The sequence below is a fragment of the Halorubrum sp. Boch-26 genome (genome assembly GCF_029889805.1).
GTDB lineage: Archaea > Halobacteriota > Halobacteria > Halobacteriales > Haloferacaceae > Halorubrum.
This window is the reverse complement of the sequence record NZ_JARANT010000088.1, coordinates 1-11,374: the sequence shown is the minus strand read 5'-3', so window position 1 is coordinate 11,374 and position 11,374 is coordinate 1. Positions and strand designations below refer to the sequence as shown.

Annotated in this window: 14 protein-coding genes and 2 pseudogenes; 8 read left to right on the top strand and 8 right to left on the bottom strand. The window is 72.3% G+C overall.

Translation table 11 applies throughout. The annotated features are described in order from the left end of the window. From OQF71_RS11720 to OQF71_RS11710, 3 genes and pseudogenes are all read left to right on the top strand, one after another. Window positions 1–109 (top strand): annotated as a pseudogene (locus OQF71_RS11720) (superoxide dismutase); the annotation flags it as partial. Window positions 110–270: 161 nt separating this feature from the next. After that, window positions 271–624, top strand: a complete 354-nt coding sequence (locus OQF71_RS11715; RefSeq protein WP_280587880.1) for a DUF5827 family protein — start codon at window positions 271–273, stop codon at window positions 622–624. Then, window positions 621–1,529, top strand: a complete 909-nt coding sequence (locus OQF71_RS11710) for an ATPase (protein WP_280587879.1) — start codon at window positions 621–623, stop codon at window positions 1,527–1,529. Before OQF71_RS11715 ends, OQF71_RS11710 begins: the two co-directional genes overlap by 4 nt. Before the next feature lie 31 nt (window positions 1,530–1,560). On the opposite strand, the gene OQF71_RS11705 is transcribed toward OQF71_RS11710, so the two are convergent. The 3 genes from OQF71_RS11705 to OQF71_RS11695 form a co-directional block, all read right to left on the bottom strand. Beyond that, window positions 1,561–2,043 (bottom strand): hypothetical protein, encoded by a 483-nt coding sequence (locus OQF71_RS11705; RefSeq protein ID WP_280587878.1) that lies wholly within the window; start codon window positions 2,041–2,043, stop codon window positions 1,561–1,563. A gap of 97 nt (window positions 2,044–2,140) precedes the next feature. Continuing rightward, window positions 2,141–2,491 (bottom strand): 4a-hydroxytetrahydrobiopterin dehydratase, encoded by a 351-nt coding sequence (locus OQF71_RS11700; RefSeq protein WP_280587877.1) that lies wholly within the window; start codon window positions 2,489–2,491, stop codon window positions 2,141–2,143. 617 nt (window positions 2,492–3,108) lie between these two features. After that, the gene (locus OQF71_RS11695) at window positions 3,109–3,558 is read right to left on the bottom strand and encodes a hypothetical protein (protein WP_280587876.1); all 450 of its coding nucleotides are present in this window, start codon (window positions 3,556–3,558) and stop codon (window positions 3,109–3,111) included. A gap of 82 nt (window positions 3,559–3,640) precedes the next feature. On the opposite strand from OQF71_RS11695, the gene OQF71_RS11690 reads away from it, so the two are divergent. After that, the gene (locus tag OQF71_RS11690) at window positions 3,641–4,468 is read left to right on the top strand and encodes a BtpA/SgcQ family protein (RefSeq protein ID WP_280587875.1); all 828 of its coding nucleotides are present in this window, start codon (window positions 3,641–3,643) and stop codon (window positions 4,466–4,468) included. A gap of 18 nt (window positions 4,469–4,486) precedes the next feature. Here the strand turns inward: OQF71_RS11690 and OQF71_RS11685 are convergent, their stop codons facing one another. The 5 genes from OQF71_RS11685 to OQF71_RS11665 are packed head-to-tail and all read right to left on the bottom strand — an operon-like array spanning window position 4,487 to window position 7,366. Continuing rightward, a complete protein-coding gene (locus tag OQF71_RS11685) occupies window positions 4,487–5,527 on the bottom strand; it encodes a carbohydrate kinase family protein (RefSeq protein ID WP_280587874.1) in 1,041 nt (346 codons plus the stop codon). 30 nt (window positions 5,528–5,557) lie between these two features. Then, window positions 5,558–6,076, bottom strand: a complete 519-nt coding sequence (locus OQF71_RS11680; protein ID WP_280587873.1) for a nucleoside deaminase — start codon at window positions 6,074–6,076, stop codon at window positions 5,558–5,560. Window positions 6,077–6,134: 58 nt separating this feature from the next. Then, entirely contained in the window at window positions 6,135–6,440 is a 306-nt protein-coding gene (locus tag OQF71_RS11675) for a hypothetical protein (protein ID WP_280587872.1), read from the bottom strand. Window positions 6,441–6,446: 6 nt separating this feature from the next. Beyond that, on the bottom strand, window positions 6,447–7,184 hold the full coding sequence (locus tag OQF71_RS11670; protein ID WP_280587871.1) for a hypothetical protein: 738 nt from the start codon (window positions 7,182–7,184) through the stop codon (window positions 6,447–6,449). Between the two features lie 2 nt (window positions 7,185–7,186). Next, window positions 7,187–7,366: a zf-TFIIB domain-containing protein gene (locus OQF71_RS11665; RefSeq protein WP_280587870.1), complete on the bottom strand. Its 180-nt coding sequence runs from the start codon at window positions 7,364–7,366 to the stop codon at window positions 7,187–7,189. A 112-nt stretch (window positions 7,367–7,478) separates the two neighbouring features. On the opposite strand from OQF71_RS11665, the gene OQF71_RS11660 reads away from it, so the two are divergent. From OQF71_RS11660 to OQF71_RS11645, 4 genes and pseudogenes are all read left to right on the top strand, one after another. After that, window positions 7,479–8,396: a permease gene (locus OQF71_RS11660; protein WP_280587869.1), complete on the top strand. Its 918-nt coding sequence runs from the start codon at window positions 7,479–7,481 to the stop codon at window positions 8,394–8,396. A gap of 395 nt (window positions 8,397–8,791) precedes the next feature. Then, window positions 8,792–9,727: a PHP domain-containing protein gene (locus OQF71_RS11655; RefSeq protein ID WP_280587868.1), complete on the top strand. Its 936-nt coding sequence runs from the start codon at window positions 8,792–8,794 to the stop codon at window positions 9,725–9,727. A 96-nt stretch (window positions 9,728–9,823) separates the two neighbouring features. Beyond that, window positions 9,824–11,101, top strand: coding sequence for a gephyrin-like molybdotransferase Glp (glp, locus tag OQF71_RS11650; protein ID WP_280587867.1), 1,278 nt, complete (start codon window positions 9,824–9,826; stop codon window positions 11,099–11,101). After that, window positions 11,098–11,374 (top strand): annotated as a pseudogene (locus OQF71_RS11645) (molybdopterin biosynthesis protein); the annotation flags it as partial. The gene glp and the pseudogene OQF71_RS11645, both read left to right, overlap by 4 nt.

Here is an 11,374-nt window from a genome sequence, read left to right as displayed (position 1 = left end):
CCACGACTACGGCCCGGCCCGCGGCGAGTTCGTCGACAACTTCTTCGAGGTCGTCGACTGGAGCGAGCCCGCGACCCGCTACGAGCAGGCCGTCGAGCTCTTCGAGTAACGGTCCACGCCGGACGCGCTCCGCGCGTCGAATCCCGACGTTTTTTCGACCCGTTCCGCGCGGAGAGCCGTGGCGCCGCGAGTCGGCGTCGCCAGTGACGGACGTATCCCCTCGATCCGCGTATCGGCAGCGTTTACGGAGCCGACGCCGTATCGTCGGCCATGCCCGAGCCGAAGTCGACGTTCGACGCGACCTATCCGTGTGAGTTCTACGAGCCCGCGGAGCTGTTCGAGCCGGACCTCATGTACACCGTTCCCGAGATCGCGCGGCTGCTACAGGGGTTGGAGCCGGACGCGCAGGTCGATCCCGACACCGAGGCGGTCCTGATCGACTGGGCGATCCCGTGGGTGATGACCCACGCCGAGGACATCGTCATCGCCGAGCCCCTCGAAGAGGACGGTCCCGGCTACTACGGCGTCGCCGAGCACGCGGTCGACGGAGGCGATACAGACGACGACGGCGAGGGGAGCGCCGAGGGAGAGGACGACGCCGACGGCGACGATCCCGACGCGTGACCGGGGACGGAACCGACGACGCGCCGTTCCTACTCGTCGCCGGCGGCGCCCGCGTCGACGCCGGCAAGACGACGTTCTCGACCGGGCTGGTGGCGCGTCTCGCCGACCGGACCGGCGACGCGGTCGGCGTCAAGCCCCGCGCCGGCAACGACTACTGGTTCGACCACGACGACTACCGGATCGCGGGCGAGTCGGGGCGACTCTACGGGAAGGACGCCCGGCGGCTCGCGGCCGCGAGTACGCGACCGCTGGCGGGGATCGAGGGACGAAACAGCCCCGAGGCGGTCGCGCCCGAGTCGATCAACCCCGTCCACCGGCTCTGGCGGCCGACGCCCGGCCGAACCGGGATGCTCGGCGACGCGGACCGGACGTTCCTCTGTGACCGCGTCACCGGCGCGGACGGCACCCGGTTCGTCGTCAACGGCGCGGCCGAGGACGCGGGGCTCCTGCCCGAGGGACTCGACGAGCGGCTCCCGCTCGCAGACGCGGGTCGCGTCCGCGACGTGGCGTCGTTCAACGACGTGATGGCCGCCGACTACCTCCCGGCGTTCGACCGCCTCGCGGAGCGGATCGCGGCGACGGCAGTCCCGGTCGTCGTCGAGTCGTACGCGGACGTCGCCGGGCCGCTCTCGCGTGACGGGCCGGTGGCGCCAGACGCGGTCGCCGTCGTCGACCCCGGGCGGGCGCGGATCTACGCGGGCGACCGGTACGCGAGGGCCCGTGCGGTCGCCTCGGGCAGCCCCCGGGAGGGGACGATGGAGGAGCACACGGGCACCGTGACCGACATGATCGAACCGGTGGCGACGGTCGGACTGCCGGCGCTCGGCGGCGACGAACGCGGGGACCCGGGGCGGGTCGCGAAGCGCTACGAGGCCGCGTACGAGGCGCTGTTCGAGGCGGTCTGACCGAGAAATCGGAGGGAAAGCGACGCGCCGGTTACGCGTTCCGCTTCGTGTAGTGGTCGATGGCGGACTCGATAGAGGAGAGGTCGGCGTTCACCCGCGAGTCGGCGACGCGCATGAAGCCGGGGGTGTAGGAGGCGGAGTAGTCGAAGATGGCGTTGACCGCGCGCTTCGGGGCAGCGACGGCCGCGAAGTCGGTGACCGTGTACACGCGAGTCGTCGGGAACGCGGTCCAGAACGTGCTGGAGACCCAGCGGTCCTCGTCCCCGAAGGTCGTCCCGACTCGGCCGGTCGCGAGGTACTCGCCGTCGTGGTAGAACAGCAGGAGGTCCCCGTCTCCCATCCGCTCGAAGGTGGAGCCGTTGCCGCTCTCGTCGTCGACGGCCCACAGGCGGGCCTCGTCGAGGTCCGCGAGGGGCTCCGGCCGGTCGTCGTACTCGGTGAGATCGACCGCGGACCGGACCGTTCGATCGAAGTTCTCCGGGTCGATCGGGACCAGGAAGACGTTCGCACTCATTAGCCGTACTTCCGCCGGGAGGGTTTTAAACCCGTCCGTTGCCGTGTCGGCTCCGCCGGTGGATCGGCTGGCGGGGTGGCTCCGGCCGGCGGGCGCGTCAGTCGTCGCCGTACCCGTCGTAGATCCGGTCCATACGCGCGGCCATCACGAAGTCGGACTCGTGGAGCCCGCCGATGTCGTGGCTCCACATCTCGACGCCGACCTCGCCCCACGACAGGTGGAGGTCCGGGTGGTGCCACTCCTCCTCGGCGAGCTCGCCGACGTCGTTGGTGAACGCCAGCGCGGCCGCGAAGTCGTCGAACTCGTAGGTCGCCTCTAGGTGGTGGTCGTCGACGACCTCCCACGCGCCCCCGAGCTCGGCGAGGTACTCGGCGTACGCGTCGTCGGTCAGCGGCTCGTCTCCCTCCTCGGCGTGTTCGACCGGCTGATCTGCGAGTGACGGTGTCATGTGTCACCGTTGGGGGACAAGCGGCTTGTACCTTCGGTGCGGGATCGAGGCTCTGTGGAAATCGTGGGGCCCGACAGCGTGACCGCTTCGGACGGCTCGGTTGTTCGTTCAGACGTGGCCGCCAGCGAATCCTCGGTGAACTCCGCCAAAGCCCCAGTCGCTCGGCTATACGTCGTTGCGGTCGCTGTGATCGAGAACACTTCCAAAGCCCCAGTCGCTCGGCTATACGTCGTTGCGGTCGCTGTGATCGAGAACACTTCCAAAGCCCCAGTCGCGACGGCTCGCGCGCCTTGCTGCGCTCCTCACTCGCTGTCGCTCGCTGCGGTGCTTGCTGCGGCGTGCTTCGCCCTCGCGACTGCCCCTTTGAGTCCTCCCCGAACCGCAACCGCCCCGCACCTCTCGCCTCCCCAGCCTCGCCGCTCGCGCCTTATAAAGGCGCTCGCGGCGTCCCTCGCGCGTGCGACTCGCGCCCGCAGGGCGCTCGTCGGCACGCGCCACCGCGGCACTGGTTATAAATCGTCGATGCGGCAGGCCGAGTTCGACCGCCGCTCATCCCGGCTGATCGCTCACCCCAGCCGGTCGCTCACCCCAGCCGGTCGCTCACCCCAGCCGGTCGCTCACCCCAGCCGGTCGCTCACCGCACGGCGGATTCGGTCGATGAAACCGGAGTCGTCGCCGGAGTGGGAGTCGGAGCGCTCCCAGTCGGCCTTCTCGGCCGCCTCGCCGATCGGGCGGTACTCGAAGCCGACGTGGGTCGCGACGCGGCGGTCGGACGAGGAGGTCCCGACGAACACGTGTCGCGGCGTGTCGGCCTCGTCGTAGACGTCGCCGAGGGTTCCCCACTTGTCCCAGTTGCGGAGCGCGTAGTCGTTCTCGACGCCGTGCTCGCGGACGAACCGCTCGACGGCGTCGGCGTCGTTGGCGACGACCCCCACGTACCGGCTCCATCGGCGAGCCTCGGCGACGGCCGCCGCGGGGTCGGCGAGCCGCCGCGCCGCGCCGAGCGAGAGGACGAGCGTCAGCTCGCCGCTCCGGGTCGCCGGGTCGTCGTCGACGTCGAGGCTCATAGACTCTCCTTGGGCGTTCGACCGCGGCCGACTAAACCGTGTGGGGACGCTTATGAGGGGAGCGGGCGTCGCGGGCGGTGACATGGAGTTCGAGGCCACCTTCGGCACGGACGCGCCGGTGATCGGCATGGTACACCTCCCGCCCCTCCCGGGCGCGCCGAAGGCGCCGGCCGACGGCGCCCGCGCGATGCGAGACGCGATCGATCGCGCCGCGGCCGACGCCCGCGCGCTCCACCGCGGCGGCGTCGACGGGATCATGATCGAGAACTTCGGCGACGCTCCCTTCTACCCCGACGACGCGCCGAAACACGTCGTCGCGGCGGTCACGCGCGCCGCGACCGCGGTCGCCGACGAGTCGGACCTCCCGCTCGGAGTCAACGTCCTCCGGAACGACGCCGAGGCCGCGCTCTCCGTCGCGGCCGCGGTCGGCGCCGACTACATACGAGTGAACGTCCACACCGGCGCCCGCGTCACGGACCAAGGGGTCGTGCAGGGGCAGGCTCACGAGACGCTCCGGCTTCGGGAGGCGCTCGGCGTCGACGTCGGCGTCTTCGCCGACACCGACGTGAAACACTCCGCGCCGCTCGCGGCCGAGGGGTACACCGCGGAGTCGTTCGCCGACACCGCCGAGCGCGGACTCGCCGACGCCGTGATCGCCTCCGGGCGGGGCACCGGCGAGGCGACCGACCCGGAGGCGCTGGCGGCGGTCGTCGACGAGCGCGACGCGCACGGGCTCGACACGCCGGTCCTCGTCGGAAGCGGGGTCAGCGCCGAGACGATCGGCGACGCCTTATCCGTCGCCGACGGGGTCATCGTCGGTACGGCGCTCAAGGAAAACGGCGAGACCACCGGCCCGGTCGACACGGACCGAGTCGCCGAACTCGTCGCACGGGCGGACGAGGCGCGGTGAGTTCGGACCCGACTCGGGTCACTCCCGCGCCGCGAGGAACCGCTCGACCTCCTCGCGGGTCGGGAGCCCGCCCTGGGCGAACCGATCCGTGCAGTTGATCGCGGCGACCGCGGCCGCGAAGCGGACGCCGTCGGCGAGGCCCTCGGATTCTGGGGCTCCCGCGCCGTGGCCGCCCCTGTCCCCGTCGTCGTCTCCGGCGACCCACCGGTCGATCAGCCCGGCGACGAACGCGTCGCCGGCGCCCGTCGCGTCGACCACGTCGACATCGAAGGCGTCGAATGTCCGGACGTCGCCGTCGGCGAAAACCGTCATCCCGTCGGCACCGTGGGTGAGGACCGCGCGCGGCCAGCCGTCTGCCGCGTCGGCGGCACCGCGGAGTCCGTCTGCCGCGTCGACGCGCGCCTCCTGCGCGGCCGCGATCCGCTCGACCGCGGCCGCTTCGTCCCCGAAGTAGGCGGCGGCGGCGACGTCGCCGGCGACGAACAGGTCCGCGGCGTGGAGGAGCCGGTGGACCGTCCCCGGCTCGGTGCCGCGGCCGACGAGCTCCTCGACCGGCCCGGAGAGGTCGAAGACGAGCGCGGGCGGGTCGCCGGTCGCCTCGACGACGTCGAGGACGTCCCGCGAGACCGCGTCCGGGGTGTAGCCGGTGACGAAGACGACTTCGGCCGCGGCGATCGCCTCCCTGTCGACGCTCCCGAGCCGGAGCTCGCGGAAGCTCTCGCCCGTCGTGACGATCGCGCGCTCGCCGTCGGGCGCGCTGAGGACGACGGAGCGGGTCGACGGGTCGTCGCCGACCCTGACGCGCGAGGCGTCCACGCCGGTCTCGGCGAGGTACTCGCGGGCGCGGCGGCCGTACTCGTCGTCGCCGACGCGGCTGACGAGGCCGGCGTCGCGCCCGAGGCGGTCGAGCGCGACGGCGACGTTCGCGCCCACCCCGCCGAACGCGGACGTCACCTCGCTCGCGAACGCGCCGCCGTCCGGCTCGGGAAGGTTGCTGACGGCGTACCACTCGTCTATCGCCGCGGCGCCGACCGCGACGATCGAAGGGGGTTCGGTCACGGCGAGAGGCGGGGGAGGCGGGGTCGCACCCTACGACCCCTCTCCGGTCGCGTCCCCGTAGAACGACTCGTGGAGCGTCATCGCGGCCTCGGTCGCGACCGGGCCGTCGACGGTCGTCTCGCCGTCAGCGCGCCGGATCACCTCCTCGCAGGGGACGGTAACGATGTCGCCGGTGAGATCGTCCAGCGTCTCGCCGTCGACGCCGAAGACGACGCGGTCGAGTCCCGCGTAGTGGATCGCGGTCGCGCACATCGGACAGGGCTCGGTGCTGGCGTACATGGTGCAGCGCGCCCGCTCGTCGGCGTCGAGCTCCCGGCCGGCCCAGCGCGCGAGCGTCATCTCCGGGTGCGCGGCGAGGTCGTCGTTCGACCGCGTCTCGTTGTGCCCCTCCCCGACGATCTCGCCGTCGACGACGATGAGCGCCCCGAACGGCGTGTTACCCATCTCCACCGACTCCTCGGCGAGCTCGATCGCGCGCTCGACGAGCTCTCGGTCGCGGTCAGTCACGTCGCTGTCGGCGGTCGCGTCTCCGTCGGTCGACCCGGTCATACGAGCGTGTTCGGCCCCGGGCACCTAACCCTTCGTCAGACGGACGGCGCCGAGGGGGTTACGGGGCGTCGCGGTCGCTATCGACCGTCTCGTCTGGCGGGTGCTCGGTCGGACCGTCCGCGCTCTCGCCGTCCGGGGCGGCCTGGCTCGACCGCCGCACGTCGCGGAGCGCGTCGACGGCGTCGTCGGTCGCCGCGGTCCGGGTCTCGGTCGCGGCGCTCGGGTCGAGGCCGGTCGGGTCGCTCTCGTCGCGCTCGGCGGTGTCGTCCTCGGCGGCCGATTCCGCATCGTCCTCGGACGCCGCGCTCTCGCCGTCGCTAGTCGATCCGCCGATCCACGCGCGCAGTCTCGACAGCAGTCCCATGAGTCGTCAGTAGTTCTTGAACAGCAGCGCGCGCACGTCGTCTTTGGTGCGCGCCGTCTCGACGTCGCCGTCGGGCAGGTCGACCTCGTACCGCGCGTCGCCGTCCGCCTCGCGCCACTTGTCGTCGTGGGTGTCGAGGAGGCTCATCATCGCGTCGAGTTGGCTCGCGCCCGCGTCGTCTCCCTCAGCGTCGTCGCCCTCGGCGTCGAGGTCGTCCGACGCGTCCGCGTCGGGCTCGTCCGCGGAACTCGTCTCGCCTCCGGCGTCCGGCTCGTCGCGGTCGGCGTCGTCACCGATATCGACGCCGACCCACGCGAACGGGTCCGCCGACAGCGACTCGGCCGCGTCGAGGACCGCCTCGACCATCTCCGCTTTCGTCATGTCGCTCCGCCCCGTCACATCGAACCCGGCCGCGATGTCGTACAGGTCCGGCCCTTCGGCGGCGTCCGGATCGCCGTGCCGCCGCGGACGGGATTCGAGGCGCTCGCGGGCGTAGTCGCGGTCGAACGGCGCCTCGTGGGCGTGGTCGGTTCCCCGGCCGTCGGCGGGGGCCCCGTCTTCGCCGAGCGCGTCCGGGTCCGCGGCGCGCTCGGGGTCGTCGACCGCCCCGGCCAGATCGAGGAGATACGCGATCGTGTCCTCGGTATCGACGGAGGCGTACGCGCCGGCGTGGGCCGCCGTCAGTTCCTCGCGGAGCGCCTCGATACGGTCGCGGTGGTCGTCGGTGATCTCGATGGTCGGCATGGTCAGTCGTGTTCCTCCTGGAAGCGCGCGAACGCCTCCTCCCAGCTCTCGACGAGCCGCGGATCGCCCGAGTGATCGGCCTCGACGCCGGCGTAGCCGCAGTCGTCGCAGGTGACCGCCGTCGCTCCACCGAGCGCGAACGTGGACAGGGTCGTTCCGCAGCGAGGGCACTCGAGTGACACGGGCTATCGTCTACACGGTGGACGCGAGCCCTCAAAAGCACACGGGGTGGTCCGCCCGGTGTCCCGGCGGCCGCGGGGCAACAATCATTAGAGTCGGCGGCGACGCTCACGTATGAGCGAGTCGAACGCGGAGAACCGCTTGCTGGAGTACTACCGGCGCTACGTCGGCGACCCGGATCGGACGATCGACGTGTACGCGGGGTTCGGACTCTTCTTCGCCGGGATCGGGCTCGGGCTGGTCGGCGTCGCGATCTTCTTTTACAGCGCGACGCTCCCGTCCGAGGCGCTGTCGACGTACGGGGTCCGGGAGGTCGCCGCCGTCGCCGCGGCGGTCGGGCTGCCGGCCCTCCTGCTCGGCGTCGTCGTGCTGCTTCCCGTCGACCGGCGGATGCTGTACCTCGCCGGCGTCGGCACCGCGGTCACCCTCGTCGCCGTCGGGCTGTTCACTTGGGCGTACCCGTACTACTGGAACGTCCCCGACACCGACTACAGCGCGCAGGTGGTCGCGGTGTACACCCTCGGGCTCGTCGCCGTCATCGCCGCGACCGGCGGCGCGCTTGTCGCCCACCGCGTCGAGCGCGCGACGAGCGTCGCCGGCGGCGCGGCCGGCGGCGGCGACGGCGGCGACGGGGCCGCCGGCGACGCGGGCGACGACGAGACGGTCACCGACGCCGAGGTCCGCGCGGACATCGAACGCGAACTGGGCGACGCGGAGCTGACGTGGGGCGGCGTCGAGCGCTCCGAGACGCGTCGGCTGGAGCTCGACACGAGCGGGATCGACGACGTCGACGTCGACCGGGAGAAGCTCGCCCGCTCGGCCACGGAGACCCGGACGACCTCCGGCACGGTCAACGACGCCGTCTCGGAGCTGAAGGGGCTCCAGGGCGGCGAGACGAATACCGCGAGCGGGTCGGGGACCGACGATCAGGCCGCGAAGCTCCGCGAGCTCCGGGAGCAACAGCGGCAGGAAGCGGAGGCGGACGACGGGGGGGAGTCGGTTGTGGATCGGATCAAAGGGCTGTTCGGCTGAGCGTGTTCTCTCGGTGCCGTCGCCGGATACGCTTCGGAGTTCTCGAACGCTCGGTTTAAGCGGTCGAAAACGGCCCGCAGAGCGCGTCCAGAGCCCCAGCCGCTCGGATATACGTGTCCGATTACGTTGCGGTGAACAGCCCCAAATCCCCGGCCGTGCGGAGCGCGCGCTCCGCACGGCTGCCCGTTTGAATCCCGCCCGACCGCACAGCGACCGCACCTCTCGCCTCCCCAGCCTCGCCGCTCGCGCCTTAGAAAGGCGCTCGCGTCGTCCCTCACGCGTGCGATTCGCGGCCCTCCGGGCCGCTCATCGGCGCGCGCCACCGCACATCTATTTTTAAACGAGCGTCGGACGGCCTTCGCGCATTTAAGTGTCCCCCGTCGCTTACTCCGGGTGTGTCCAGCGTCACCGTCAGCATCGACCCCCACGTCCACTCGGACGAGAGCTACGACGGCCACGAGCCGGTCGAGCTCATCTTGGAACACGCCGCGGAGATCGGTCTCGACGCGGTCGTGATCACCGACCACGACGTGATCGGCGAGTCGAAGCGGGCGGCCGAACTCGCCCCGGAGTACGGCCTGATCGGGATCCCCGGCGTCGAGGTGTCGACCGCGCACGGCCACCTGCTTGCGGTCGGCGTCGAGCGCATGCCGCCGCGCCGACGCCCCTACGACGAGACGATCGCGTGGATCCACGATCACGGCGGCGTCGCGATCGTCCCGCATCCCTTCCAGCGCTCGCGTCACGGCGTCCGCCAGCGGAACATCCCGGTTCCGGCGATCGACGACGACGGCGTGATACGCGTCGCCGACGGGTCGCGCGATTCAGCCACCGTCGACGACGGCGACGCGGGCGTGAGAGGCGACGGGACCGGCGAGACCGACGGGATCGACGAGGTCGACGCGGTCGAGGTGTTCAACGCGTGGCTGTTCACCGGCTACCGGAACCGCCGCGCGCGCCGCTTCGCGGCGACGTACGACTACCCCGGCGTGGCCGCCAGCGACGCGCACCACTTGGAGTACGTCGGCCGAGCGTTCACCGACGTAGAGGTCGACGGGCGCGAGTCGGTCGCCGACGTCACCGCCGCCGACGTTCTCGACGCGATCCGGAATGGGACGACCACGGTCGACGGTCGCCGCGCGCCGATCCGGATGGCGGCGAAGCACTATATCGGCGCCGCGGGGCGCAAGTCGGGGTACTACGCCCGCACTAGCGCGATTCGGAGCGCGACCGCGGCGCGGCGCGCGGCCGTCGAGACGCTCTCGGCCGCCCGCGTCGCCGCCATCCAGGGGACGCACCGCGCGGCGCGGATCCTCTCGTGGATCACCTGACCTGAACGCGATCGCGGTGAGTTCGCGGACGGGCACGGGGCTCCGGCGACCGCCCGGAGAGCGGGGTTTTTGCACGCGGGCCCGAAACGGACCCCCATGAGCCACGACAGACGCGAGGCCGGCTTCAAGCGGCGGACCCGCGTCGCGGACGCGCTGGCGACGCTGCTCGACGCCGCCGAGCCCCACGGCCGGACCGGGTCGGTGCCGCTCGCCGACGCCGACGGCCGAGCCGTCGCCGAGCCGATCGACGCGCCGGCGCCGGTCCCGAGCTACGACCGGGCGGCGATGGACGGGTACGCGGTCCGCGCCGAGGACACCTTCGGCGCCTCCGACCGCTCGCCCGCGGTGCTCCGCGCGGCAGGCACCGAGGCCGAGTCGATCGCGCCGGGGGAGGCCGCGCGGGTCCACACCGGAAGCGCGGTCCCCGAGGGCGCCGACGCCGTCGTCATGATCGAGCAGGTGGAGTCGGTCGGCGAGGAGGTGGAGGCGTTCGACGCCGTCGCGACCGGCGAGAACGTCGGCGAGACCGGCGAGGACGTCGCGGACGGCCAGCGCCTCTTCGACGCGGGCCACGTCCTGCGGCCCTCCGACATCGGCCTCCTGAAGTCGGTCGGCCTCGACGCGGTCCCCGTTTACGAGCCCCCGACCGTCGCCGTGATCCCGACGGGCGAGGAGCTGGTCCAGTCCGATCCCGGCCCCGGCGAGGTGATCGAGACGAACGGGTTGACCGTCTCGCGACTGGTCGAGCGGTGGGGCGGGGAGGCGCGCTACCGCGACATCGTCACCGACGACGAGGACGCGCTCGCGGCCGCGGTGGAGGCCGACCTCGACGCCGACGTGGTCGTCACCACCGGCGGGTCCTCGGTGGGCGAGCGAGACCTGATACCGGAGGTCGTCGACGGGCTTGGGGACGTGCTCGTCCACGGCGTCGCCCTGAAGCCGGGCCACCCGGTCTGTCTCGGCGTCGCCGACGACACGCCGATCGTCTCGCTGCCCGGCTACCCCGTCGCCTGCATCGTCAACGCCGCGCAGTTCCTCCGTCCCGTCCAGAAGCGCGCGGGGGGAACGACCGCGGACCCGTTCCCGACCCGGCGCGCGGTCCTCGACCGAAAGGTACCGAGCGAGCCCGGGACGCGGACGTTCGCGCGGGTGGCGCTCTCGGACGAGGAGGCCGATGACGAGGGCGCGAACGTATCGACCGACCGCGACGGGGGCGAAGCGAACCTCCCCGCCGCAACGCCGACGCGGGCGAGCGGCTCCGGCATCCTGTCGAGCGTCGCGCTCGCGGACGGCTGGGTCGCCGTCCCGGAGCCGCGGGAGGGGCTCGACGCGGGCGAGGTCGTCGACGTCGAGCTCTGGGAGGTGACGCCGTGAGCGACCGCAAGGAGTTCCGCGACCTCGCGACGCCCGAGGCCGCCCGCGACGCGATCGCCTCGCTCGACCTCGCGCCGGAGCCGGAGACGGTCCCGCTGGAAGACGCCCGCGGGCGCGTCCTCGCGGAGCGGGTCGACGCCGCGATCGACGTGCCGGGATTCGACCGAGCGTCGATGGACGGGTACGCGGTCCGCGCCCGCGACACCTTCGGCGCCGACGAGGTCGACCCCGTCGAGCTCGACCTCGTCGGCGCGGTCCACGCCGGCGCCGCGC